At 68.3% G+C, this 26,022-nt stretch carries 20 protein-coding genes and 1 riboswitch; of the genes, 2 read left to right on the top strand and 18 right to left on the bottom strand.

The annotated features are described in order from the left end of the window. Positions 1–57 precede the first annotated feature (57 nt). The 4 genes from metE to FK256_RS04460 form a co-directional block, all read right to left on the bottom strand. The gene (metE, locus tag FK256_RS04475; protein WP_141423854.1) at positions 58–2,448 is read right to left on the bottom strand and encodes a 5-methyltetrahydropteroyltriglutamate--homocysteine S-methyltransferase; all 2,391 of its coding nucleotides are present in this window, start codon (positions 2,446–2,448) and stop codon (positions 58–60) included. Then, on the bottom strand, positions 2,445–3,629 hold the full coding sequence (locus FK256_RS04470) for a methylenetetrahydrofolate reductase (protein ID WP_039893665.1): 1,185 nt from the start codon (positions 3,627–3,629) through the stop codon (positions 2,445–2,447). The genes metE and FK256_RS04470 overlap by 4 nt, the downstream gene beginning before the upstream one ends. 4 nt (positions 3,630–3,633) lie before the next feature. Beyond that, positions 3,634–3,718: riboswitch (SAM riboswitch) on the bottom strand. 129 nt (positions 3,719–3,847) lie between these two features. Next, complete coding sequence (locus FK256_RS04465) at positions 3,848–4,210, bottom strand: hypothetical protein (protein WP_021606053.1); 363 nt, start codon at positions 4,208–4,210, stop codon at positions 3,848–3,850. A 76-nt stretch (positions 4,211–4,286) separates the two neighbouring features. Further along, on the bottom strand, positions 4,287–6,734 hold the full coding sequence (locus FK256_RS04460) for a right-handed parallel beta-helix repeat-containing protein (RefSeq protein WP_021606054.1): 2,448 nt from the start codon (positions 6,732–6,734) through the stop codon (positions 4,287–4,289). Between the two features lie 186 nt (positions 6,735–6,920). Here FK256_RS04460 and FK256_RS04455 point away from each other — a divergent pair, with 186 nt between their 5' ends. Beyond that, positions 6,921–7,187, top strand: coding sequence for an RNA-binding S4 domain-containing protein (locus FK256_RS04455; protein ID WP_021606055.1), 267 nt, complete (start codon positions 6,921–6,923; stop codon positions 7,185–7,187). A 27-nt stretch (positions 7,188–7,214) separates the two neighbouring features. Here the strand turns inward: FK256_RS04455 and FK256_RS04450 are convergent, their stop codons facing one another. From FK256_RS04450 to FK256_RS04400, 11 genes are all read right to left on the bottom strand, one after another. Beyond that, positions 7,215–9,191, bottom strand: coding sequence for a BCCT family transporter (locus FK256_RS04450; RefSeq protein WP_141423853.1), 1,977 nt, complete (start codon positions 9,189–9,191; stop codon positions 7,215–7,217). A 294-nt stretch (positions 9,192–9,485) separates the two neighbouring features. Beyond that, complete coding sequence (dnaE, locus tag FK256_RS04445; RefSeq protein WP_141423852.1) at positions 9,486–13,076, bottom strand: DNA polymerase III subunit alpha; 3,591 nt, start codon at positions 13,074–13,076, stop codon at positions 9,486–9,488. Between the two features lie 164 nt (positions 13,077–13,240). Next, positions 13,241–14,209, bottom strand: a complete 969-nt coding sequence (locus FK256_RS04440) for a ketopantoate reductase family protein (protein WP_141423851.1) — start codon at positions 14,207–14,209, stop codon at positions 13,241–13,243. 96 nt (positions 14,210–14,305) lie between these two features. Then, complete coding sequence (locus FK256_RS04435; RefSeq protein ID WP_141423850.1) at positions 14,306–15,226, bottom strand: RluA family pseudouridine synthase; 921 nt, start codon at positions 15,224–15,226, stop codon at positions 14,306–14,308. Then, a complete protein-coding gene (gene lspA, locus FK256_RS04430) occupies positions 15,223–15,972 on the bottom strand; it encodes a signal peptidase II (protein WP_141423849.1) in 750 nt (249 codons plus the stop codon). Before lspA ends, FK256_RS04435 begins: the two co-directional genes overlap by 4 nt. Before the next feature lie 224 nt (positions 15,973–16,196). Further along, a complete protein-coding gene (locus FK256_RS04425) occupies positions 16,197–16,802 on the bottom strand; it encodes a DivIVA domain-containing protein (RefSeq protein ID WP_009232093.1) in 606 nt (201 codons plus the stop codon). Between the two features lie 165 nt (positions 16,803–16,967). Further along, a complete protein-coding gene (locus tag FK256_RS04420) occupies positions 16,968–17,261 on the bottom strand; it encodes a YggT family protein (protein ID WP_141423848.1) in 294 nt (97 codons plus the stop codon). A 12-nt stretch (positions 17,262–17,273) separates the two neighbouring features. Then, the gene (locus FK256_RS04415) at positions 17,274–17,735 is read right to left on the bottom strand and encodes a cell division protein SepF (RefSeq protein ID WP_009232095.1); all 462 of its coding nucleotides are present in this window, start codon (positions 17,733–17,735) and stop codon (positions 17,274–17,276) included. A 153-nt stretch (positions 17,736–17,888) separates the two neighbouring features. Further along, positions 17,889–18,713 carry a purine nucleoside phosphorylase YfiH/LACC1 family protein gene (locus tag FK256_RS04410; protein ID WP_141423847.1) on the bottom strand — a complete coding sequence of 275 codons (825 nt, stop codon included), beginning with the start codon at positions 18,711–18,713 and terminating at the stop codon, positions 17,889–17,891. Between the two features lie 28 nt (positions 18,714–18,741). Continuing rightward, positions 18,742–20,109 (bottom strand): cell division protein FtsZ, encoded by a 1,368-nt coding sequence (ftsZ, locus tag FK256_RS04405; RefSeq protein WP_009232097.1) that lies wholly within the window; start codon positions 20,107–20,109, stop codon positions 18,742–18,744. Positions 20,110–20,363: 254 nt separating this feature from the next. Then, entirely contained in the window at positions 20,364–21,215 is an 852-nt protein-coding gene (locus FK256_RS04400; protein ID WP_141423846.1) for a cell division protein FtsQ/DivIB, read from the bottom strand. A gap of 10 nt (positions 21,216–21,225) precedes the next feature. On the opposite strand from FK256_RS04400, the gene FK256_RS04395 reads away from it, so the two are divergent. After that, complete coding sequence (locus FK256_RS04395) at positions 21,226–21,618, top strand: hypothetical protein (protein ID WP_141423845.1); 393 nt, start codon at positions 21,226–21,228, stop codon at positions 21,616–21,618. A 49-nt stretch (positions 21,619–21,667) separates the two neighbouring features. On the opposite strand, the gene murC is transcribed toward FK256_RS04395, so the two are convergent. From murC to FK256_RS04380, 3 genes are read right to left on the bottom strand one after another with little or no spacing between them, the layout of a single operon-like run. Beyond that, positions 21,668–23,215: a UDP-N-acetylmuramate--L-alanine ligase gene (gene murC / locus FK256_RS04390; RefSeq protein WP_141423844.1), complete on the bottom strand. Its 1,548-nt coding sequence runs from the start codon at positions 23,213–23,215 to the stop codon at positions 21,668–21,670. After that, positions 23,212–24,471, bottom strand: a complete 1,260-nt coding sequence (locus FK256_RS04385) for a UDP-N-acetylglucosamine--N-acetylmuramyl-(pentapeptide) pyrophosphoryl-undecaprenol N-acetylglucosamine transferase (protein WP_141423843.1) — start codon at positions 24,469–24,471, stop codon at positions 23,212–23,214. Before FK256_RS04385 ends, murC begins: the two co-directional genes overlap by 4 nt. Further along, positions 24,455–25,879, bottom strand: coding sequence for an FtsW/RodA/SpoVE family cell cycle protein (locus FK256_RS04380; protein ID WP_244936131.1), 1,425 nt, complete (start codon positions 25,877–25,879; stop codon positions 24,455–24,457). Before FK256_RS04380 ends, FK256_RS04385 begins: the two co-directional genes overlap by 17 nt. Positions 25,880–26,022 lie beyond the last annotated feature (143 nt).

Below are 26,022 nucleotides of genomic sequence, written 5' to 3'. Positions count from 1 at the left end.
CTGGGAGAGATGTCCTCTCCCAGGCCGCCTAGAGGTACCGCGAAGCGTCTCAGAAGCTCACAGGGTCGCGCGCACGGCGCGGGCGGCCCCCACGAGACTGGCCAGGCTCGCCTCGGTCTCGGCGTAGGCGCGGGTCTTGAGACCGCAGTCCGGATTGACCCACACCTTCTCCGCGCCCAGGGCGTCCACGGCGCGCTGGAGCAGCTCGGTGCACTCGGCCTGGCTGGGAACGCGCGGGGAGTGGATGTCCCATACACCTGGGCCGAGTTGACGCTCGAAGCCGTGCTCGGCCACGGCGGGAAGGATGTCCATGCGCGAGCGGGAGGCCTCGATGGAGGTGACGTCGGCGTCGAGGTGGTCGACCGCGTCGATGACGACGTCGAACTCGGAGTAGCACAGGTGGGTGTGGACCTGGGTGGCGGGTGCGGCGCCCCCGGTGGCTAGGCGGAAGGAGCCGACGGACCATTCCAGATAGGCGGGGCGGTCGGTGCGGCGCAACGGCAGGGTCTCGCGGATGGCGGGCTCGTCGACCTGGATGACGCCGATGCCCGCGGCCTCGAGGTCTGCGACCTCCTGGCGTAGGGCCAGGCCCAGCTGGTCGGCGACCTGGGCGCGCGGGATGTCGTCGCGCACGAAGGACCAGGCCATGATCGTCACCGGGCCTGTGAGCATCCCCTTGAGGGGCTTGTCGGTCAAGGACTGGGCGTAGGCCGACCAGGCCACCGTCATCGGTTCGGGGCGCACGACGTCTCCCCACAGGATGGAGGGGCGGGTGCAGCGCGAGCCGTAGGACTGGACCCAGCCGTGCTCGGTGGTCACGAAGCCGTCGAGCAGTTCGGCGAAGTACTGGACCATGTCGTTGCGCTCGGCCTCGCCGTGCACTAGGACGTCCAGGCCGAGGCGCTCCTGGAGGGCCACGACGCTGGCGATCTCCGCGCGCATGGCCTCGTCGTAGGCGGCCTCGCCGATCTCGCCCTTGCGCCGGGCGGCCCGGGCTTTGCGGATCTCGGCGGTCTGCGGGAAGGAGCCGATGGTGGTGGTGGGCAGCTCCGGCAGGCCGAGGCGCTCGTCCTGGGCGGCCTTGCGCTCGGCGTAGGGGGCACGGGTGCGGTCGCCCTCGGTGACGGCGTCGACGGCGGCGCGCACCTCGTCGCGGTGCACGCCCGGGTGGGCTGCGCGCTGGTTGCGCAGGTCGGCGTCCTGGGCGAGCTCGGCGGCGATGGCCTCGCGCCCCTCGGCCAGTCCCCTGGCCAGGGCGATGACCTCGCCGACCTTCTGGTCGGCGAAGGCGAGCCAGGAACGGATCTGCGGGTCGATGGCGGTCTCGCGCTCGACGTCGTGGGGCACGTGCTGGAGGGACGTGGAGGTGGCCACGGTGATGGGGGTACCCTCGGGCAGGCGCTCGCGCAGCTGCTCGAGCGTGCTCAGCGCCGCGTCCAGGTCGGTGCGCCAGATGTTGCGTCCCGAGACGACGCCGGCGACGACGGCCTTGCTCTCCAGGGAGGCCAGGTCGCCGGCTTCGGGCAGCGAGCCCGCCACGAGGTCGAGGCCCACAGCCTCGATCGGGGCCCGCCCGAGCATGGGCAGGGCGTCGCCCAGGGAGCCGTAGGTTCCGGCCACCAGGATCTGGGGGCGCTCCACGATGGCGCCCAGCCAGGTGTAGGCGTCGCGCACGGCCTGGAGGATGCGCTCGCGATCGATGTTCCAGGAGTCGGAGACCAGGGCGGGTTCGTCGAGCTGGACCCAGGTGGCGCCGGCCTTCTGCAGGTCCATGAGCAGGTGGCCGTAGGCGTGCAGGACGTCGCCGAGCCGATCCAGGGGGTGGAAGCCCTCGGCCGCCTCGTCGGAGGGCTTGGCCATGAGCAGGTAGCTGATCGGTCCCACGACGACGGGGCGCACCTCTACCCCGGCTTCCTTGGCCTCGCGGACCTGGTCGGCGATGGCGGTGTCGACGTAGCCGATGGGGGTGGAGGCGTCGATCTCGGGAACCAGGTAGTGGTAGTTGGAGTCGAGCCATTTGGTCATCTCCAGGGCGGGGCGGGCTCCTTCACCACGAGCCAGCGTGAAGTAGCCCTCGACGTCGAGTGCTCCATCGGCGTCCAGCAGGTCGCGGAAGCGGGCGGGGACCGCGCCCAGGGTGGCGGTCACCTGGAGGACCTGGTCGTAGAGGGTGAAGTCCGCGGGCACCGAGGCGGGTTGGGTCAGGCCCAGCTCCGCCAGGCGAGAACGGGTCGCCCCGCGCAGCTCGGAAGCTGCGTGGCGCAGCTCGTCGGCGTTCAGGTTTCCCTTCCAGAAGGACTCCACAGCGCGTTTGAGTTCACGGTCCCTACCGATACGTGGGTAGCCCAGGATGGTGGCCCCCGGCAGGGGTGCCGAGGGGACCTGCGACTCGGTCACGGCAATCTCCGCCGGCGAGGCGGGGGCGGCCGACTCGGGGTTGGCGCTCATGCATTCTCCTTGGTGATGGTGGTGTGGGGCTGGACGGGGTGACGGGAAGAGACTGCTGCGCCCGGGGAACCGCAGCGCAGGAAGGAGGGGCCACGGCCGGGGGTGGCCTGGAGGTAGCCGCGGTCGACGGCGTCGCGCACCTCCCGGTCGGGGGCGGCCCCGGCCAGGATGCCGCCCAACCGCAGATGGCTGATGACGTCGAGAGCGGGGCGGGTCCGGTTGAAGGTGTACAGGTGCAGTCCGGGCGCCCCGGCCCTCAGTAGCGCCGTGGCCAGGTCGAGTGTCGCACCGATGCCGCGTTCCACGAGGGTGGCGCCGCTGGCGGACCCCAATGAGGAGCGCAGGGCGTCGGGCACCTTGACCCCGGTGAGCGCCTCGAGGCGGGTGAGCCGTCCCAGGTCGGTCAGGGGGATGACGCCGGGGAGGATCGGGATGTTCACGCCCGCATAGGAGGCGGCATTGGTCAGGGCCACGTAGTCCGCCGGATCGTAGAACACCTGGGTGATCGCCAGGTCGGCCCCGGCGGCCTGCTTGGAGGCGAGCACTTCGATGGCCTCGATGTGGTCGTTGGTGGCCGGGTATGCGGCTACGGCTATGGTGACATGGCGCCTGCCGTCGCCGAAGTAGTCGGCCTCGACCTCCCGGATGACCCGGACGAGGGCGTCGGCGTGGCGCAGTTCCCCGGCGACGTCGTCGGCCCGGGTGCCGGTAGGGGGGTCGCCCCGCAGCGCCAGGAAGCGCCGCACTCCCATGCGCAGGAAGCGAGTGATGATGTCGACGGCCTCCCGCTTGCGGTAGCCGATACAGGTCAGGTGCGCCATGAGGGGGACGGCGCTGGAGCCGAGCACATGGGCGAGGACGCCCTCGGATGGATTGGATTCCTCCTGGACCGCGCGCACCCGAGGCGCATCGCACTGCTGCCAGCGCCCCTTCTCGCCGCTTCCAGGCACCGGGTCGGTGACGAAGGCCGGCCGGTAGGTCACCGACACGAAGTCGGGACCGGTGGCCAGGAGTCTGTCGATGCGTCCCCAGGTGGCTGAGGCGGCCTTGCCCGCACGAGGGGGGAAGAGCTCCAGACTGACGGTGGGCAGCGAGCGGCTCGTCGCCCGTTCGGCGTCGCCCGGATCATCGTTGCGGCCTTCGATTGCTGCAGTGGGCTCCGTGGGCTCGTTGTCTAGCACGTCGTCTCCATCGATCCTGGCTGAAGCACCCGCGCACCGGGTTGCTGCGGCGTCATCGAACCAGGTCTCTCGGCCGCTCTGGATGGTCGAGCGTATCAAACCACGAGCATCCTTCCCCCCATCCGGCGTCCCGAATAGTGAGATCGACCTGCCCGGTCCGCGAGCCGTCCCATCCCCACCGGCACCGCCCCGTGGCGCTGCGCCGTGGGCAGGCCGGGTCAGCGGACGCCCCTGCCCCACTGCATCCAGCAGGCGCGCCTTTGGGGCGGCGCCCAGCTCTCATCGCGGGTGCCGACCTCACCGGTGGCCGCCGAGACCACCAGGGCAGCCAGGCCCGGCTCGCCCCGGGCGGCGCAGTCGTGATCGATCATACTGAGGAGGGGACCCATATGACGCGGCAGCACGCTCCGTCCGATCGCCTCGCTGAGCTCTCCGTAGGTGATGACCTCACGGTGCTGGGCGACGTCGATAAGGACGGAGCGTGCTGCAAGAGTGGACTGGGCCAGCCCCGGGGTGAGCCGGTACATCCTCTCCCCCACGGGGAAGCGGTTACCGACGGCGATGGCGAGGGACTGCGACACAGTGCGATGATCCGGCTTATCCGGACCCGTTCACAAGAGTGCGGTCACTGCATCCCACCCCGAGACCGGTACCCGATCAGTCGGCCATGCGACGGCGTACCAGGATGAAGCCGCCTCCCATGACGATGGCGGCCATCGCCAGAACGACGGCGGTCATGCCGGCACCGGTCAGCGGGAGCCGACCGCCGCCTGCGGCAGCAGCGGCAGCGGCGTTCTGCCCCTGACCGGCCTTGGCGTTGGCGCCGGGCTTGGCGACACTGGAGTTCTTCTGGCCGGCCCCCGCCTTGGAGTCGGAGGCGTTGGCACTCGCCGAACCCTGGCTGGCCGTGCCGGTGGTGGTAGAGCCGTTGCCGGCGTTGTCACCGCCGTTGCCGTTGTTGTCATTGCCACCATTGCCGTTACCGGCGTTGTTACCGCCGTTGTTGTTGCCACCGGCGTTGTCACCGCCGTTGCCGTTGTTGTCGTTGCCACCATTGCCGTTGCCGGCGTTGTTACCGCCGTTGTTGTTGCCACCGGCGTTGTCACCGGCGCCCGGGGTGGCACCGCCGCCCCAAGCGACGTTGACCAGCGCGCCGCGGTCCACGGCAACGTTGGCGTTGACGCCGAGGGTCTTGGCGATGTCCTCGGGCAGGGCGTGGCCAGTGCCGGAGGCGGGACTGCCCTCCTTGAGGTGGAAGTCAGAGGTCTTGTCCATCGGGTTGGCGGACTCCCTGACGAAGAACGGGTTGTTCTCCGGGGAGCCGTGCAGGTCCAGACCGTTGGACTCCTTGCCGGCTGCCTTGACGTTCGGGTCAGCCGTGAAGTCGGAGAGCTTCTCGGCGTTGATCGACTGGGTCGAGCGGTCGGCGCCCCAGTTCCACAGGACCGTGGTCGACAGGGTCTGGGGGTTCTCGTGACGGTAGTAGGCGTCGTAGTCGATGGTGGAGACCATCTCGTTGGCGTAGACGGCGCCGGAGCCATCATCGTTGGCAGCGCCGATGACCTGCACCATCGACGAGTAGCGCCACTCGTCCCCGGGCTTGGGCGTGGTCTGCTCGGAGGAGAAGATGTTGTTCATCACCGTGGTGTTGGTGGTGTCCCAGCTCAATCCGTGCTGAGCACTCCACTTCTGCACCTGGGTGCACACTCCCTGGGCGTTGCGGGCGTTGCAGCCGTCGGAACGGGAGTCCTCCTGAATCCACAGGCTCGTCAGAGCGTGGGAGACGGTGTTGTTCCATACCCGGGAGTCGTTGGAGCCGGAGATGTGGATGCCGACGCCGGCCCCGGCCACAATGTTGGAGGCGATGAGGTTGTTGGAGGAGACCTCATTGAAGATCGCCACCGGGACGTTGACGAAGTAGTTGCCAACGATCTCGGAGTCCATCACGCCCTCGTCGAACCAGACGCCCGCACCGCGGTTCTGGTCATAGGCCGTGGGGTCGGAGATGTCCACGCCGGTGGCCGAGTAGTCCACGGTGTTGTTGGCGAAGCGGATGTTCTTGGAGTGGGTGATCTTGGTGTCGGCCAGGGTGCAGTAGGCGCCGCAGTCCTTCGTGATGAAGCCGGAGGTGTTGTTATTCCTCCACAGGTTGTTCTCGACCTTGGCTCCAGTGGAGTCGTTGATGCCGAAGGCGTTGGAGCCGTTGCTCTCGAAAAGGTTGTTCGACACGAACGCGTTGGTGGAGTCGATGACCTGCAGTGCACCGGCGGTCGAGGAATAGCGGAAGGTCGAGTTCTCGATGCGGGGGGCACCGTGGGCGGCCACGACCATCCCACCGCCGGAGATGGTACCGATCTCGGGGTCCTCGTAGTCCCAGCGCTGGACCGCGGAGTACTTCTCCACCGTCAGCCCGGACAGGGTGATGTTGTCGGTGTTGAAGGACAGGGCCCGGGAGTGCTGGACCACCTCGACCTGGTGCTGGGCGGGGTCGACGCCGATGACGTAGGAGGTGCCCCGGTGCGGCTTGACGTTGTAGCCGTCCTGGTTGTTGTTCGGGTTCTTCAGGGTGACCGGGTCGGGGTCGTCGACGAAGAAGGTCGACGCGGTGACCTCGTCACGGCTGAGCACCTGGGTCAGGGGCTGACCATCGACGAACACCTGCTCGGGGTGAGCGGCGATCCCTTCCTTGGCGGGATCGGCGTTGATGGTGCAGACCGTACAGAAGCGGACCATGTCACCGCCAGTGGACCACTTGCCGTCGCCTCCCGCATTCCAGTTGGCGGGGACCTCGGCACCGGTGAGGACCGGCTTGGCACCCTCGGCGGCCTTGATGGTCACTCCCTTGTCCACGGCGAGCTCACCCTCGCGGTAGGTGCCGTTGCCCAGCTCGATGGTGTCGCCGTTACCGGCCGCCTTGAGCGCGGCTCCGATGGTCTGGAAGGGCTTGGCAGCGGTTCCGTCTCCCGAGTCCGCCCCTCCCTCGGCTGAGACATGGATGGTGTTGCCGTCCGCAGCGGCCGCTTCTGGCGCATGAGTCACGGCCAGAACAGGCGCCGACAGCGATAGTGCGAGTACCGCCATCTGGGCGACGATTCGACGCTTCATGGTGTCTCCGTCTCCGTAGTGTTATCAGAACGCCGTTACCCTACCGTGATAAATTGTGTTTGGCATCCGTTATATCCGCTTAGTTCTGAGAGAGCCTTCTCTCATCCATGCCGCCCACACAGGCTCACCACGGGTGCTACCAGGTTCGATGTGCGTCGGCCGGGCTCTCTCTGGGAGGATCGGCCTATGACGCATGCAACAGTTCAGCACTCATCCCCGCACCCGGCCGTCTCAGTGTCCGGAAGCATCAAGCTCGGACAGTTCCTCAAGCTGGCCGGTCTGGTGGAGGACGGCGCGGAGGCGCGCATCGCCATCCAGTCCGGCGACGTCACGGTCAACGGGGTCACGGAGACAAGGCGCGGACACCGCCTCTCGGACCGTGACGTGGTCGTGGTCGCGCATCCCTCGGGCGAGATCGGCGCCGTCGTCGAGCAGCCGGGGCCCGGACGATGAGCCCCGGACCCCGGCACTGACACGGGCCTACCCGTTCCGGCTCCCGTGAGGATCCGTGGGCCCGTCGTCTGCGCCCTCGACGGCGTCGGGTTCTCGCTCATCATCGCCCGCACTGCCCTCGTCGTCCTTGTCGGTGGTGGACGACAGCCTGGTGTGCAGCTCGATGGTCTCGACCTCATGCGGCTCGCTGGCGGTGGTGACCGCGGTGGTCACCGAGTCGACCAGGACCTGGTTGGCCAGTGAGTGCCTCAGCAGCATCGGGTCGTTGTTGAGGTCCTTGTAGAGCGAGACGCACAGCAGCAGCATGACGATGACGAAGGGCAGCGCCGAGACGATCGTGATGTCGCGCAGACCGGTGAGGACCTCCGCTGGATCGTCTCCTCCGGCGAGCAGCATGGCCGAGGCCACCCCGCCGGTAGCCACGCCCCAGAAGACGACCGTGAAGCGGCTCGGTTCGGTCGCCCCGTTCTCCGACAGCCCGCCCATGACGATGGAGGCGGAGTCCGCGCCGGTGACGAAGAAGATCGCCACCAAAACGACCGCCAGGACCATGAGCACGATGAGGACCGCCTTGTGCACGGGCATGGCGTTGAGCAGATCGAACAGGATGGTGTCGAAGTTCAGGTCGGGCGTGCCGTCAGCCTTGAGGCGGACGAGGGCGTCCACCGCCTCGCCCGCCCGCTCGGCCCGCTCCTGCAGACCGATGGCGCCGCCGCCGAAGATGGCGAACCAGATGAGGGAGACGACCGAGGGCACGAACATGACACCGGTGACGAACTGCCGGATGGTACGGCCGCGCGAAATCCGGGCGATGAACATGCCCACGAAAGGGGTCCAGGAGATCCACCAGGCCCAGTAGAAGATCGTCCAGGAGGACAGCCAGTCAGTCAGTTCCGTGTTGCCGACGGCCGCGGTGCGCGAGGCCATGGTGGGCAGCTCGTTGATGAAGTCACCGATCGCCGAGGGGATGATGTTGAGGATGAACAGCGTGGGCCCGCCGACGAAGACGATGATCGCCAGCAGCACCGCCAGAACCATATTGATATTCGACAGCCACTGGATGCCCCTCTCGATGCCAGAGATGGCGGAGGCGACGAAGCACGCCGTCAGGACCGCGATGATCGCAACCAGCATCCCAGAGTTCACCTTGTCGACCAGGTTGGTCGACACCATGCCTCCACCGATCTGCAGCGCCCCCAGGCCCAGGGAGCAGGCGGAGCCGAACAGGGTGGCCACGATCGCCAGGATGTTGATGATGCGCCCCCCGATGCCGTCGATGGCCTGGCGCCCGAATAGGGAGGTGAACATCGCCGAGAAGAGCTGAGAGCGCCCCAGACGATAGGTGCCGTAGGCCATTCCCAGCCCGACCAGCGCATACATCGCCCACGGGTAGATGGTCCAGTGGAACAGGGCGGTTCCCATCGCGGTGCTGGCGGCCTTGGCCGTCTGCGGATCGACGGTGTCTGGTGGGGGCGACATGTAGAAGTACAGAGGCTCACCAACCCCGTAGAAAATCAGACCAATACCCATTCCGGTAGCGAACATCATGGAGACCCACGAGCTGGTGCTGTACTCAGGCTCCTCGGCGTCTCCTCCCAGAGGGATCTTGCCGAATCGCGAGGCCGCGACGAAGATGATGAAGACGACGAACAAGGTTGAGGACAACACGAACAGCCACCCGAAGTTGCTGATCGTTCCGCCCAGGGCCCGCTTGGAGATCCTCCCCAGCCCGTGCGGGTCGATGAAGCCCCACGCGACGAACGCGATGGTGGCGCTCGCGGCGATGCCGAAGACCACCTTGTCCATGCCCTCCCGCGCATCGTGGGGCTGGCGGGAGACCGATCGTCTCAGGCGTTCGAGCAGGTGGCGCTGCCGCCGCTTCACCGTTGCCGGTGAGGTGTGGAATGCGGGTGTGGGGGTCGTGTCCTGGGAGGGCACCTCTTCTTGCGGAGAGTTTTCCTGCTCCTGTGTCATCGTTGGAGGGGTCAGATCCTCGTCACTCATCAAATAACCTCGTAGACAAATGCGGTCATTGACCGCTTTAGGATGTAACGAGCGTATCAAGATACTGAAAAGCCACTACCAGAGAGCATGCCGGCGGGGACGCCGCGAGGAGGACGCGATGCCGCTCCGGAGCTCGCGCCGATCTTCCTAGAAGCGGGCTCGAAGGGCCTCCGACCTGCTGACTACCAAGTCTGGATAGGAATACGGCCGAAGCGCGGCCGTGCGACCCCCTCGACGCTCGGGCAGGCCTGTGTGAGTTCGGCTGCATCGGGGGATGCAGTCATAGGGACGCGATCAGTGGCGCAAGCACCCCGGTCCCAGCAGCGCCTTGATGTCGGAGTAGAAGGCCGGCGAGGCCTCCACGCGCAGGGAGGCATCCAGCTGAGTACGTACCTCGCGCCCCGGGCTGGTCAGCGTCAGACGCACCATGGATCCTCCCGGGTGCTTGGTGAGCACGTCCTTGAACTGCTCCACCAGCGGCCCAGTGCACCGGTTGGCGGGCAGCGTGATGAGGACCGCCTCGTGGGCGGCGCTGGAGATGTCCGGAATCGTCATCTCCTGGGCGTAGAGGGCGACCTGGCCATCACGTCGGTTGAGACGTCCGCGCACCGTGACCACCGTGTCGGGGGCCAGCATGGTGGAGACGGTCTGATAGGTCTGGGGGAAGAAGAGCACCTCGATGCTTCCGGCCAAGTCCTCGATCTGGGCGATGGCCCACAGGTTTCCCTGCTTGGTGGTCTTGCGGGTCAGCGAGGTGATGAGGCCGGCGATGGTGACCATGGCGCCGTCGGGCAGCTCGTCATTCTCATGGAGCTCGGAGATCTCCTTGTCCGCGAGCTTTCCCAGGAGGCCCTCCAGGCCCATGAGCGGATGATCAGAGACGTAGAGCCCCAGCATGTCGCGCTCGTAGGCGAGCTTGTCCTTCTTATCCCACTCGGGCAGGTTGGGCACGTCCGAGGAGAAGACCGGGCCGTTGCCGAAGGGGGAGTCGCCGCCGTCGGAGCCGCCCATGATGGAGGCGAACAGATCGAACTGGCCGGCGGCCTCATTGCGCTTGACGCCGATGACTTCGTCGACGAAGTCCTCGTGGCAGGCCTGCAGGGAGCGCCGGGTGTGTCCCAGCGAGTCGAAGGCACCGGCCTTGATGAGGGAGTCGATGGTGCGCTTGTTGCACACGACGGCGGGAACCTTGTCGAGGAAGTCCTCGAAGGAGGTGAACTCGCCCTTCTCCCGGCGGGCGGCCACGATCGCGTCGACGACGTTGATGCCGACGTTGCGCACCGCGGACAGGCCGAAGCGCACATCCTCGTCGACCGCGGAGAACTGAGCCCGCGAGGCGTTGACATCCGGGGGCAGCACAGTGATGCCCATGTGGCGGCACTCCCCCAGGTAGACGGCCAGCTTGTCCTTGTTGTCCTTCTGGCTGGTGAGCAGGGCCGCCATGTACTCGGTGGGATAGTGGGCCTTGAGGTAAGCCGTCCAGTAGGACACGACCCCGTAGGCCGCCGAGTGGGCCTTGTTGAAGGCGTACTTGGCGAAGGGGACCACGACGTCCCACAGGGTTTTGACGCTCTCCTTAGAGAAGCCGGCCTCGACCATGCCCGCCTCGAACTCGACGAACATCTTGGCCAGGATGTCCATCTTCTTCTTGCCCATGGCCTTGCGCAGAGCGTCGGCCTTGCCCATCGAGAAGCCCGCCAGGTCGGTGGCGATCTTCATGACCTGCTCCTGGTACACGATGAGGCCGTGCGTGGTTCCCAGGATCGGTTCGAGGGCATCCTTGAGCTCGGGGTGGATCGGGACGACCTCCTGCAGGCCGTTCTTGCGCAGCGCGTAGTTGGTGTGGGACTCCGCCCCCATGGGGCCGGGCCGGTAGAGGGCGCCGACGGCGGAGATGTCCTCGAAGTTGTCGGGCTTCATCAGGCGCAGCAGGGTGCGCATGCCACCGCCGTCGAGCTGGAAGACGCCCAGGGTCTCCCCGCGCGAGAGCAGCTCATAGGTGGCGCGGTCGTCAAGCTCGACGTGGTCGATGTCCAGGGCGGGTTTGCCGTTGGCGACGATGTTGTCCAGGGCGTCGGAGATGACCGTGAGGTTGCGCAGCCCCAGGAAGTCCATCTTGAGCAGCCCCAGGTGCTCGCAGGTGGGGTAGTCGAACTGGGTGATGACGGCGCCGTCCTGGAGGCGCTGCATCATGGGGATGATGTCGGTCAGCGCCGCCGAGGACATGATGACGGCGCAGGCGTGGACGCCCCACTGGCGGGTCATGCCCTCCAGACCCTTGGCCAGCTCGACGATCTTCTGCGCGTCGGGGTCCTCGGCGTGGAGCTTGCGGAACTCCTCAGCCTCCCCGTAGCGCTCGTCGTCGGGGTTGAAGATGCCTTTGATGGAGATGTCCTTGCCCTGGACCGAGGGGGGCATGGCCTTGGTGAGGCGGTCGCCGACCGCGTAGGGGTAGCCCATGACACGGCTGGAGTCCTTCAGGGACTGCTTGGCCTTGATGACGCCGTAGGTGACGACCTGGCTGATGCGGTCGGCGCCGTACTTCTCGCGCACGTACTCGATGACCTCGTCGCGCCTGCGCTCGTCGAAGTCGACATCGATATCGGGCATGGAGATGCGTTCGGGGTTGAGGAAGCGCTCGAAGATGAGCCCGTGGCGCAGTGGGTTGAGCTCGGTGATGCCCATGGCGTAGGCGACCATGGACCCGGCGCCCGAGCCGCGCCCAGGCCCCACCCGGATGCCGTGGGCCTTGGCCCAGTTGATGTAGTCGGCCACGACGAGGAAGTAGCCGGGGAAGCCCATCTGGGTGATGACGCTGATCTCGTACTCGGCCTGCTTGCGGCAGTCCTCGGGAATGTCTCCGTTGAAGCGGCGATCCATGCCGCGCCAGCACTCCTTGACGAACCAGGACTCATCGGTCTCCCCCTCGGGGACGGGGAAGGCCGGCATGAAGGAGGCGCCCTCGTCCACGGTACGGAAGTGCACGTCGCACTGCTCGGCCACGAGCAGGGTGTTGTCGCAGGCCTGGGGCATCTCGGAGAAGAGCCGGCGCATCTCAGAGCCGGGGCGCAGGTAGTAGGTGTCGCCGTCGAACTTGAAGCGGTCGGGGTCGGAGAGCACCGAGCCGGAGTTGATGCACAGCATCGCGTCCTGGATGGTGCGGTCCTCGGGACGCACGTAGTGGGAGTCATTGGTGGCCAGCAGCGGGGCGTCGAGCTTCTGGGCCAGGCGCAGCAGGTCCTTGGTAACGCGCTGCTCGATCTCCAGGCCGTGGTCCATGAGCTCGACGTAGAAGAACTCCTTGCCGAAGATGTCCTGCAGCTCTCCGGCGGTGCGCAGGGCCTCATCCCACTGGCCCAGGCGCAGACGGGTCTGGACCTCCGACGACGGGCAACCAGTGGAACCGATGAGACCGGCCCCGTAGCGGGAGAGCAGCTCTCGGTCGATGCGGGGAGCCTTGCCCCACTGGCCCTCCAGGGAGGCGAAGGAGTCCATGCGCATGAGGTTGTGCAGGCCCTCGTTGTTGCGTGAGAGGAGCGTCATGTGCGTGTAGGCGCCGCGGGCGGAGACGTCGTCGCTTCTCTGGGACTCATCGCCCCAGAAGACACGGGTCTTGTCGAAGCGCGAGGTGCCCGGCGTCATGTAGGCCTCTACCCCGATGATCGGCTTGATGCCGGCCGCCTTGGCGGCGGCGTAGAACTCGTAGACGCCAAACATATAGCCGTGGTCGGTGATCGCCAGGGCGGGCTGGCCCAAGCGTTTGGCCTCGGCCACGTAGTCCTTGATCTTTCCGGCACCGTCCAGCATGGAGTAGTCGGTGTGGACGTGAAGGTGGACGAAGTCGTCCTTGGGGGCTGCCTCTTCCTGACCGGTCGTCTGCGCCATGGTTCCATCCTAGGCCCGCGGGGTGCCCTGTCTCCGAGAAGCGGCTGGCAGTGGTGTCGCCAGGAATGCGCTGTGCCGGCTGGACATTCCCGGAATGGCCGGGCAGGTGCGTGTGAGGAATCCGCCCCCGATGGACGTCGTCGACAGGTCCGTCCCGGTGGCCGTCAGATCCGGGTGCGGGCGGCGGCCTCGCGCGGGGCCAGGACGGCGCGGGCGAGGTCGAGCACCGGGGTGGGTACACCCGTGCTGTCTCCGGCTCGGCACACGGAGCCGAGCTGGGCGTCGAGCTCGCTGGGCAGGCCGGCGGCGATGTCGCGCTGCATCGAGGTGGTAGCGCCGGCGGGCTGAGCGTCCGCCAGGGCCAGGACAGCGGAGACCGGGTCGGGGGCGTCGTGGGTGGCCAGGTCGTGCCCGAGGGCGGAGGCGACGGCAACGACCTCACCCGCAGCTCGTCTGAAGGCGTCTCGCAGGTCGGAGCGCAGGACGCCGATGGGTGCGTTCGCGGCGGCGCCGAGCGCGCCTTGGACGACGACGAAGGAGACCTTCCGCCACAGCTCGGCCCAGATGGAGTCGGGGATCCAGGCGCGGATGCCGGCCGTCTCCAGGGCTTCCACGGCGGCAGTGGCGCGAGCGGAGGCGCTGCCATCCCACTCCCCCAGCGCCAGGGAACCGGCACTGCCGATGGTGCGGATGTCTCCGGGCGAGATGATGGCGGAGTAGACCCGCGCTACACCGGGCAGGACATGCTCCTTGCCGACGGCGTCGGCGAGCAGTCCGGGCGCGCTGATCCCGTTCTGGGTGGAGACGACACCGGTGTCGGGGCCGGTCAGGCGCCTGAGCGCAGGGGCCAGCTGGGGCAGTGCATCGACCTTCGTGGTCACAAGGACCAGGTCCGGCTCACCTCCCAGGGCGTCGGTGAGAGCCTGCGGGTCATCACTGGCCAGTGGCGTCTCGATGCGGGCGGTCACGGTACCGGGCTTACCCCGGGAGCAGTCGCGCAGCGTCAGCCCGCCCGAGCGCAGGGCTGCCAGGGTGCGGCCGTGAACGAGGAACCCGACCTGCTGGCCGCTCGCGGCTAGGCGAGCGCCGAGCCATCCGCCGATGCCTCCGGCGCCGATGACGACGATACGCATCAGCGTCTCCTCTCGATTCTGCTTCTATCTGTTCGTCTGCCTGCCTGCGCGTGGCGCGGGAGCTCGGGTCGTCGGGTGAGTCGGTCATGATGCCGCTCACGGTAGGCGGAGGACGTCCAGGGCGTGGATGAGGTCGGAGGGGTAGTCGGAGGTGAAGACCATGTGCTCACCGGTGATGGGGTGGGCGATGCCGAGCTCACGGGCGTGGAGCCACTGGCGAATCAGACCGGTGCGCACGCTCATGGCCGGGTCGGCACCGTAGGTGGAGTCTCCGACGCAGGGGTGGCCGACGGCGGCCATGTGGACACGGATCTGGTGGGTGCGTCCGGTCTCCAGGTGGATCTCGGCCAGGCAGGCCCCGGGCATCGCCTCGATGACGTCGTAGTGGGTGATGGACTCGCGCCCGCCCTCGATGATGGCCATCTTCCACTCCCGGCTGGGGTGGCGGCCGATGGGTGCGTCGATCGTGCCGCTGGAGGGATCGAGGTGGCCCTGCACCAGGGCGTGGTAGACCTTGTCCACCGTGTGCTCTCTAAAGGCGCGTTTGAGAACCGAGTAGGACCGCTCCCCTTTGGCCACGATCATGACGCCCGAGGTTCCCACGTCCAGGCGCGAGACGATGCCCTGGCGCTCGGAGGCCCCGGATGTGGCCACCCGTACACGCATCGCCTTGAGTGCGCCCAAAACGTCGGGGCCGTCCCACCCCATGGAGGGGTGGGCGGCGACACCTGCCGGCTTGTCGACGACGACGATGTCCTCGTCCTCGTAGAGCAGCTCCATGCCCTCGACCGGGGTGGGAACGGGTTCGGCGGGGCGCGGATCAGGCAGGTCGACCTCGAGGAGGTCGCCGGCGCGCAGACGAGCGGACTTCGTGAGTGCCTCTCCGTCCCTGCGCACGCCACCGGCCCCGCACAGCTCTCCGACCCGACTGCGGGACAGCCCCGTCATGCGGGCCAGGGCCGAATCGAGGCGGTCGCCGTCGAAGCCGTCGGGAACGGGCAAAAGGCGCAGACTCATTCCGGCTCCGTAGGCATCGCCGGCATGGATGGAGCGGCGGCGTCCCCTTGGCGGACTGCTGCGCCCGCCGCGTGAGCCGGGGTCTGCGATCCGTCGGCGCCCTTGGGCTCCGGGGTGCTTCGGGAAGCGGCGCGCGTCCCGTCGATCTCCCATCCTCCCAGGGACAGGACAATGATGCCCGCGGCAGCGAGCACGATCGCGATGTCGGCGACGTTGCCCACGAAGTAGCCGCCGTAGTCGATGAAGTCGATGACGTGGCCTCGCAAGAATCCGGGTTCTCGCAGGAGACGGTCGATGAGGTTGCCAACCGCTCCACCGAGCACCAGGCCGAGGGCCACCGCCCACGAGCGGGAGGCCAGGTTCCGGGAGACACGGACGATAATGACCACCACGAGGGAGGCGATGAGGGCGAAGATCCAAGTCTGCCCGGTGGCGAAGGAAAAGGCGGCACCTGGGTTGCGAACCAGGACGAGCCCCAGCGCCCGGCCGAGCAGGGCCGTGTGCTGTCCGTCGGACAGGGCGGAGAGCGCCCACTGCTTGCTGAGCTGGTCGACGACGACGATGACAACCGCCATCGTCCACAGCACGGTTACCGATAAGCGCCGGGCCCGACGGCCTTCTCCGTCCCGGCCGCCCTGAGCTCCCAGGCTCTTCTCCATGGCGCTGAACGGGTTGTCTGTGGGGAGTGAAACGATGTTATCCGCGGCCTCCTCGGGGGGCGTGGCCGCGTCCACGTGATCTGGCATGGGACTTTCTCGCATTGCGCTCGGAAGAGAGACGGGTGGGAGCGTACGCACGGAGCGAAGGGCGGCGACCCGCGCGGGTCGCCGCCCTTCGTAGGAGGCCGTGTCAGAGACAACGGGAGGAGCCGAATCGTCGTTGACGGATGGAAGTCATGGAGATGGTGCTCCGTAGGCCGGTCCCTGAGATACTCACGGGGTGGCGCCGGGAGGCGATCACGGCCTGGGGATCACAGGCCAGAGATGGAGCTCTCGCCGCCGTCCTCGACGTTGGTCAGCAAGTTCTGCAGGTAGCTCTTGAGACGGGTGCGGTAGTCGGACTCGAAGCGCCGCAGCTCGTCGATCTTGTGCTCAAGGCCGGAGCGCTCCTTCTCCAGCTGAGCCAGTGTCCGGTTGCGCTGGTCCTCGGCCTCGCGCACGATCTGCTCTCCAGTGGAGCGCGCCTCGGTGACGATCCGCTCGCCCTCGGCCTTGCCGTTGGCGACGTGCTCGTCGTGGAGCCGCTGGGCCAGCTCGAGCATGCCGGACGCGGCGGCCGGGCCCTGGCCACCGGACTCGCCGGAGACGGCGGGCACCGACACGGCAGGCTCGGCCTGGACCGGAGAGACGGGGGAAGCGGGAGCAGCGGGGATGGCGGCTCCCTCGCCGAGCTGCGCCACCCTGCGGTTGGCGGCCTCGAGCTTGGCCTTGAGGTCGGCGTTCTCAGCCTCCAGCTGACGCATCGCCTCGACTACCTCGTCGAGGAACTCGTCGACCTCGTCCTGCTCGTAGCCCTCACGGAACTTGGTCGCCTGGAACTTTTTGTTGAGGACGTCGTCTGCTGTCAGCAGCGTCATGGGTCGTCACCTCGGTGTCGTTACGGATAAGGTCACGAGCACCGGGCATCCGGTCACTCATGCGGACAGAGTACCTGAACTCGAGGTTCAGGCCACATCAAGCGCGCTATCTCACGCTGGTGTGAGAACAGCACTCTAGCGGTTCGCTCACGACTTCACACCCGTTCAAAGAAGTTCGAGGAACCACTGGAGGATGAAGATCCCGAGGAACAGGACCAGGAAGCTCAGATCGATGCCGACCCCTCCCAGGCGCGCCATGGGCACCCTCTGACGGATCAGCCGCAGGGGCGGATCCGTCAGGGCGTGCACGAGGTTGGCCAACACCAGAACGGGCCCCTGGGGGCGCCACTGGCGGGCGAACAGCTGAACCCAGTCGAGCACAACCCTGACCAGGAGGATGAGGAGGTACAGGTTCAGAATGCTCCACAGGATCCGAGCCAGCACGGAGATAAGTGTCACGCGTCAGTCAACTCAGCTCTGGTTGAAGAACCGGCCGCGAGCCTCGGCGACCTCGCCGCCGTCGATCTCGACGCTGGCCGGGGTCAGCAGGAAGACCCGCGGGGTGACTCGCTCGATGGCGCCGTGCAGGCCGAAGACCAGGCCTGCGGAGAAGTCGACCATGCGACGGGCGTCGGACTCGCTCATGCCGGTGAGGTTGATGATGACGGGAACACCATCGCGGAAGGACTCGCCGATGATCCTGGCCTCGTTGTAGGTCGACGGATGCACCGTGACGATGCGGCGGAGGTCCGGGGCGGCGGCGGGCTCGGGCGCGGCAGGGGCGGCGAAGTCCTCGTAGCCCTCATCGACGAAGTCCTGCTCGTGCTCCTGCACGGCGAAACCGGCGTCGGCGGCCTCGTAGCCGTCCTCGTAGGTCTCCTCCTCCGGCTCCGAGTAGCCGAGGAAACTGGTCATACTGCGCAGCGCGCCCATTTTGTCGCTCCTTGGTTCGTCCGGTCCCCTGCGTTCCGGATGTGCTGCGACGGTATCCGCCCCCGCAACGCCGCACGGGGACCTCACCCCGGCGTGTCCCCAACCTCAGGTTCCAGGTAGGTCACGCTCAGGAAGTATTCAGTGCCCTGAGCTTCATCTCGGGAGAACGACGCCCGCCAGCCGTCCAGTCGTTCCCTCCCGCCGAAAGGAGTAGAAGCGTGGATCCTCGTAGGTGCACCACCCGCTGGCGCTGATGTGCCCCACTCCCGCGCGTTCGAGCTGGGCGATGACGCCGGCGGCCACATCGAGGCCAGGAGTTCCCCACGACGTGCGCGAAGCGCAGGCGGGTTCGCGCTGCGCGGACAGCGTGCGCATGTGATCGGGCACCTCGTAGCAGGAACCGCAGATCGACGGTCCGACGGCCGCCCAGAGGTCCTCCGGAACCGCGCCCGCGCGCCGGAGAGCATCGATCGTGGCGGGAACGACGCCGTCGAGCATGCCGCGGCGCCCGGCGTGAACGGCCGCCGTCACAATGCCGTCCCGATGGGCCAGTAGAAGGGGAACGCAGTCGGCCACGAGGACGCAGCAGCCGGCCGGAGCCCCGGGCATTCGGGTATCCAAGACGAGCGCGTCCGCCGTGGGGACCGATTCGGTCCGAGCGGCAGCAACGGTGCTGGAGTGCACCTGATTCATCCAGGCCAGGTGCTCTCCCCGTTCGAGCCCGAGCAGTTCCTCGAGCCGGCGACGATGGCCGCGAACGCGCTGTGGGTCGTCGCCGACATGGAGCGCGAGATTCCAGCCGCAGTAGACCCCGTCCTGGTCACCGTCGTCGTCGGCGCCCCGGGCCGCGGAATCGGTGTCGCCCCTGCCGGGAACGAGACGGGCCCGCGGGCCGCGAGTGGTGAAGTACCCGCGGGCCCCCGGGCCCAGATCCGCCTCGATCAGGTCTGCGACCTGAACGGCAGTCATTTCACGCATCCCTGAGCGGTCCCGATTTCAGCGTCGCTCAACGTAGGAAGTCGGGCAGATCGATGCCGTCGTCGTCGGCATCGACGCCGATGACCTGCGGCACCTCGAGCTCGGAGACCGACTGCTGAACCGGCACGGAGCCGTACGTCCCGTAAGAGTCGTCCACGTAGGCGGGCATGCTCCCCGATGAAAGGGCCTCGGCCGCATTCACCTCCGACAGGTGGGCAGCGACGGCCGGCGATGACGGCGCCGGCGCTAGCGGCACGGGACGGGTCACCGGGTTCTGCGCGGCGTGTGCGCCACCGCGAGGGGCGGGCGCCGGCGGCAGATCCTCGACCGGGGAGGAGGGCACCGGCGGAACAGAGGCCGCCCTCGACAGCCGGGTCACCGGGTCGGCCAGGCCGCCGACCACCGGCTCGGAGTCGAAACCCGCGGCGATGACCGTCACGCGAACCTCGTCACCCAGAGCGCCGTCGACGACATTTCCGACGATGATGTTCGCCTCGGGGTGGACGGCCTCGCGCACGAGGTTGGCAGCCTCGTTCATCTCGAACAGCCCCAGGTCGGAGCCGCCCTGGAAGAAGAGCAGCACGCCGTGGGCACCGTCGATCGAGGTCTCCAGCAGCGGAGAGGCGATGGCCTCCTCGGTGGCCGTGATCGCGCGCCCCTCGCCGGTGGCGGAGCCGATGCCCATGAGAGCACTGCCAGCGCCCTGCATGACGGACTTGACGTCGTTGAAGTCGACGTTGATGAGGCCGGGGGTGGTGATGAGCTCGGTGATGCCCTGAACGCCCTGAAGGAGAACCTGGTCCGCCTGCTTGAAGGCGTCCACGACGGAGATGTTCTTGTCGGCGATCTGCAGGAGGCGGTCGTTGGGGATGACGATGAGGGTGTCGACTTCCTCGCGCAGCGCCTGGACGCCGTCCTCGGCCTGGGCCGAGCGGCGACGCCCCTCGAAGGAGAAGGGCCGGGTGACCACGCCGATGGTCAGCGCTCCGATGCTCTTGGCCAGGCGGGCGACCACGGGGGCGGCTCCGGTGCCGGTACCACCCCCCTCTCCGGCGGTAACGAAAACCATGTCCGACCCGTCGAGGGCCTCGCGGATCTCCGACTCGTGGTCCTCGGCGGCCTTGCGGCCGATGGCCGGGTCGGCCCCCGCCCCCAGCCCTCGGGTCAGGTCACGTCCGACATCGAGCTTGACGTCGGCGTCGGACATGAGCAGCGCCTGGGCGTCGGTGTTCACGGCGATGAACTCGACGCCACGCAGATCGGCCTCGATCATGCGGTTGACGGCATTGACGCCGCCGCCGCCGACTCCGACGACCTTGATCTCTGCCTGGTAGTGCTGTGCGTCGTCCACAGCCATGCTCTCGACCACTGGCGTCCCCTCCGCGAGTTTCGTCATGAGCCCCCTGTCGAGGACTCCCCTCAGACCTCAACCTCAAGTTAAGGTCTATACTTATGTCATTCTTCGAATGACTGGCTTAACGCTATGAGACTTCCAGGACGTCGCCACGCATTGAAGCCCGGCGTGTTCGTGTGCAGTTGCCTGCGGATTTCCTGCTATATCGCTGCAATTCGCCTGCAATAAACCTGAAGGCCGACAGTGAGTGTCCGGCGGCCCTCCCACCGGTTGCACGGCGGAGCACGCGGAACCGCTCAGGACGTCTGCGACGACGTCGCAGTCGCAGTGGACGCGGCGTCGGCTGATCGTGTGGTGGGGCGATGGGGCGAGGAGACGTCGTAGATGGATGCGCTAGTGGTCATCAGCGTCGCCAGGACCCGCGCCTTGAGCGTGTTGTCACGGGTGTCGCCCCAGACCACGCTGGCACCGTTGGACAGGGTGAGCGTGACCTGCCCGGCCTCGGTGGCGCTCCCGCTAGAGACCTGGGCCAGCGTTTCCGGCGTGAGAGAGCCCACTACTTGGGTGACGGCTGCGACCTGCTTGGCGGAGATCGCCCGGGGCCCCGCGGCCCCGCCGGTCTCGGCCGAGTCGGGCATGATGGTCACCAGGCCCGACGGCGCCTCGGGGACCCGTTCGAGGACCACGGCCTCGTTGTCGAGGATCTGGTACCCGTCCGGGCCCTGAACAGTGGCCACCGGCACCCGCATCGTCAGCTGCACTCGCAGTCCTTGGGGCCATGCCCTGGTCACCTGCGCCCGACGTACTCGGACCAGGTTGTCGCTGACCTGGGCGGAGAGCCGGCCGGTATCGAGCCTCAGCAACGAGTCGCCCGCGTAGGAGGCCAGGACGTCGCGGACCTGCTTGTCCGAGACGCTGCCGTCCGATCCGATGACGGAGATGCTCTGAGTCTTAAGCCCCAGAAGGGGTGAGAAGAGCAGGACCCAGGTCATCAGGACGACGACGAGTACGACTACCGCCGCGGTCGTGACCCGGCGCAGGCGCAACCGGCGCAGGGCCTGCTGACGCTCCTTGAGGCGGTCGGCGAGGCCGGTGGAGACGACCCGGTCGTCGCCTCTGGGCAGCGCCACCTGTCGACGGCCGAACACGGTCAGCTCCGTGCTCGCTGCTCCGTCCGGACTGGAGGCCGCCTCCCGGCTTCTGGTCCCCGCGGGGCCGTCGTCGTCCCGACGAGGCTTGGTCGAAGGGCTTGACGAGCTCCTCGACGGGGTCGGGCGAGGATCGCCCGAGGATGACGGGGCGCCACTGCGCGCGGCTCCGCCCCTCCTCATGGTGGCACCGGAGCCGGGGACCCGTGGTCGTCTGGCCGTCGTCGACCGGCTGCTCATCTGGCCGGATGGCTGGGGCGACTGCTCGGGCGGCCTCTCGGCCTGTGAATCCTGCGAGGGCTGCCGGCCCCCGCTCCGACCGTTCCCGCTCCGCCCGGAGCGGACGGGGCGCGCACGCCGTATTCCGGAGCGGCGCGGCGGAATGCTGGCCGGGGCGCCCTGAGACCGGTCGGACGGCTCGGGGCGGGGCGCCGAGGGCTTCCTCATGCCGGTCAGCCCCGGTCCTCGGGCGAACCGGGTGCGGCGCCTTCGCGAGCCGTCAGGTCTGCCAGGACGATGGCGGCGAGCTCGGTGACGTCACCGGCTCCGACTGTCAGCAGCAGGTCTCCGGGGCGAGCCAGAGCGGCCGCCGCGTGTGCGGCGTCCCGCCGGTCCGCGACGAAGGAGGCCTTGTCGCCGGGGACCCGCCGGGCGACCGTATCTCCGGAGATGTCGGGGAAGTCGGCCTGGGCCTCCCTGGCCGGGTAGACGTCCGCGACGACGACGGCGTCGGCCAGGGCGAGCGCCTGCCCGAAGCGGTCGGCGAAAGCCCTTGTGCGGGAGAACAGGTGCGGCTGGAAGAGGACCAGGACCCGGCCGCCGCGCTCCTGAGCGACTTCACGCGCGGTGCGAAGCAGCGCCTCGATCTCCGTAGGGTGGTGGGCGTAGTCGTCGATAACGCGTACGCCGTCGGCCTGGCCCCGGTCTTCGAAGCGCCGCCCGGTTCCCCCGAAGGAGCCCAGAGCGCGGGCCATCTCGGCCGGTTCGACGCCGAGTTCGATGCCCGCCGCCCAGGCACCGGCGGCGTCCAGGGCCACATGGTCTCCGGGGACTGCCAGCACCAGCTCGACCGTGCGGCTCCCCGTGTCATCGGTCGGGTCACGGTCCGTCGCCCCGGTCAGGGTCAGCAGCGCACGGGTGGAGGATGCGCCGCGCTCCTGGATGTCCAGGTGGACGTGCCCCTCCCCCACCGGCTTCCCACCGGGCAGGGTGTCGGGGCCGCCGAAGGAGTAGGTGACGACGCGCAGGCCCTCATCGGCGGCGGACTGCGCCAGACGCAGGGAGCCGGGGTCGGCAGCGCAGGCGATCAGCAGCCCCCCGGGGACCAGGCGGTGGGCGAAGTCGACGAAGGCCGCTTCGAAGGCCGAGGCGGAGCCGTAGCTGTCGAGGTGGTCGGGCTCGACGTTGGTGACGATCTCGATGCGGGGTGAGTAGTTGAGGAAGGATCGGTCGGACTCGTCGGCCTCCGCCACCAGGGCGGGACCGCTCCCCAGGTGGGCTCCGGTGCCCAGGGCTCTGACGACCCCGCCGATGGCGAAGGAGGGATCGGCTCCGGTGTCCGTCAGGGCCTCGGCGAGCATGCCCGAGGTCGTCGTCTTGCCGTGCGCACCGGCCACGGCGACAAAGTCCAGCCCCTGGGCGGCCAGGGCGAGGGCCTGGGAGCGGTGGATGACCTCCTGGCCACGGCGGCGCGCCTCGGCGAGCTCGGGATTGGTCTCCTTGATCGCGGTGGAGACTACGACCGTGCTCTCGGCGGGAAGATGCGTGGCGTCGTGGCCCAGGTGGGTCGCAATCCCCAGATCGGCCAGGTGGTCGAAGGCGGGGCCGCCGTGGGCGTCGGAGCCCGAGACCCGGGCGCCGCGCGCGGCGAGCAGCTGGGCGACGACGCTCATGCCCGCTCCCCCGATGCCGATGAGGTGAAACGACCGGCCCGACAGCGTGCGGCGGTCGGAACCGGCCTGCCGGGTGTCGGCGCGGGGGGTGCGTGTCGTCGTGGTCATGCCGCGTTCTCCTCGTCGGTGGGAGTGTTGTTCGTTGAGGCGCACTGCTGGATGAGGGCGGCCAGTCGGGCCGCCGCGTCCTGGACTCCGGTGGAGGCCGCGGCCCGGGCCATGGCGGCCTGCCGCTCGGGATCGGAGATGAGCACCGTGAAGTCGAGAATGTCAGAGGGCTTGAGGTCGGCGTCGAGCACCATGCGACCACCTCCCGAGGCCAGGACGTCGGCGGCATTGAGGCGCTGCTCCCCGTTGCCGATCGGCAGGGGGACGTAGAGCGCGGGCAGGCCCAGGGCGGTGATCTCCGCAACGGTGCCGGCGCCCGAGCGGCACAGGACCCCATCGGCGCAGGCGTAGGCCTGTTCCATGGTGGTCAGGTAGTCCAGCACGTGGTAGCGCTCGATCAGATCCTCCGGTGCACCGGCATCCACCGCCGCCTCGAGGGCGGCGCGCACGGGGGCATCCTTGTCCTTGCCGGTCAGGTGCAGCACCTGCAGACCGGCGGGCAGGGAGCTGAGCGACTCGCTGAGGACCTCGTTGAGGTGCTGGGCTCCCAGAGAGCCGCCCGTCACCAGGAGCGTGGGCATCGCAGGATCGAGCCCCAGCGCCTGGGCGCCGTCGACGCGGGCGCGCTGAGCCCCCTCCGGAGTAGAGCACTGCGTCACCAGGGCGGCGATGGCCGGGCGCAGGGGCAGCCCGGTGACCTCGGTGCGGCCCTTGGAGGCCTTGAGCCGGGTGGAGGCGAAGGTCAGCGCGACCGCTTGGGCCCAGGAGGCCCCCAGCCGGTTGGCCAGGCCCGGGCGGGCGTTCTGTTCGTGGATGACGACCGGTATACCGGCCTTCCGGGCGGCGAGGTAGGCGGGGGTGGAGACGTAGCCGCCAAAGCCGACGACGACGTCGGCTCCGAGCGTCTCGATGGCCTCGGTGGCCGCGCTGATCGCCTTTCCCAACCGGTGCGGCAGGCGCAGCAGGTCCCCGCTGGGGCGCCGGGGCAGGGGGACCCGGGGGACGAGGGCCAGTTCGAAGCCGGCCTCGGGAACCAGCCGTTTCTCCAGCCCCTCGGCCGTCCCCAGGACGAGGATCCGCGTGCGGGGGTCCCCGCCCAGGGCCGGGTCCAGCAGGGCAGCGGCCGAGGCCAGCAGCGGATTGACGTGGCCGGCTGTGCCGCCACCGGCCAGGAGTACCCGCAACGGCCGGTCGCGCTCGCCCCGGATGGGCTGCGTCTCCTGGGGCGATCCTGCGCTCTCACTTGTCTCGGGCACGGTTCCTCCTTGGGACGATGACTGCCAGGGAACGACGCAGCGCCCCGGGGCTCGTGGACAGGGCCTCCTGCGCGCCGGGTTCGTGGCGGGCGAAGGCGAGAAGCACCCCGATGGCCAAGAGGACCGAGACCAGAGCGGTTCCTCCGCGGCTGACGAGGGGAAGCGGGACGCCCAGCACCGGCAGGGCGCCGGTGACAACGCTCATGTTGATGATCGCCTGTCCCACGATCCATGCGCCGATGGCCGAGGTAGTGGCCACGACGTAGGTGGTGGAGTGGCGTCTCATGAGGCGCAGGCAGCAGCCGCCGATGACGGCGAACAGGACGATGACGACGAGGGTGCCCACCAGCCCGAACTCCTCTCCGAGCACGGCGAAGATGTAGTCGGAGTCGGCCTGAGTGAGGTAGCCCCACTTCTGACGCGAGGACCCCGGTCCTACACCGAACCAACCGCCGGTGCTGAGCGCCCACATGCCGTGCTTGGGCTGGTAGCCCACGCCCGTGGGGTCGGCGCCCTCGGGGTGGATCCAGGCGATGATGCGGGCGCGCCGGTTGGCACTGAGCAGCGAGGCTCCTGCGAAGAGGAGCATGCCGAGCACTCCCAGAAGAGCGAACCATCGTTTCCGCATGCCCCCCACCCATAGGGCGCCCGCGACGATGAGGACCAGGATGATGACGGTTCCCAGGTCCTGTCCGCCGAGAACGGCCACGATCGCGATGACGACGCCGCCCCACCCCGCTACCGCGGTCCGATCCCGGCGCTTGGCCGTGTACCAGGTCGTCAGCGTGCCCAGGACGAGGGCTAGGGCGACCTTGATGAACTCCGAGGGCTGGGCCGTGCCAACTCCGGGCACCAGGATCCAGTTGCGGTTGCCGTAGACATTGACGCCGATGGGGGTGAAGACCAGGCATTGCATGGCGATCGTCAGCCCCAGCACCACCCAGGAGACCCGGGGGAACCAGGACAGCGGCATACGGGAGACCGCGATCATGCTCACGGTCCCCACCACCGCGAAGACGAGGTACTTGGCGAAGTCGGTGAAGGCGTTGCCGCCGTTGGCGGCAACGGTCACCGACTGCACGGAGAAGACCATGATGAGTCCGAAGGTCTCCAGCACCAGGGTGGAGATGAGCAGACAGTAGTAGGTCAGGGTCACCTGCTCGGAGCGTTGAGCCGAGTCGTCGGCGCCGCCCGAACGGCGTGGGCGATGGCGCTGCGCAGAGGAGCCGTCGGGTTCGGACGCCTTGGAGCCCTCCCACGGGCGGGACAGGCACTCGCCCCAGCGCGCCAGGCGCCGGCCCCACGCGGCGCGCAGGTGACCGATCCGGCTGGTGTCCCGGGAACCAACGGTCCTCGGCGATGCCTTCGGCGGGACTTGAGAAGGCGCCTGGGACGGGGAACCTTTCACATGCCGTTTCGGCGAATTCGATGACTGCCGGGGTCGGGCCGTGCGCGAGCCGGGCTGTTTGCCGGACCGTGACGGCTGCTTCGTCGACTGCTCGGGCGCCTTGGCGGAGGTCTTCCGAACGGTCGCCTCGCCCGGTGCGTCCT

This window comes from Actinomyces johnsonii, assembly GCF_006546835.1.
Taxonomy (GTDB): domain Bacteria; phylum Actinomycetota; class Actinomycetes; order Actinomycetales; family Actinomycetaceae; genus Actinomyces; species Actinomyces johnsonii.
This window is presented reverse-complemented; position numbering and strand designations above follow the sequence as displayed.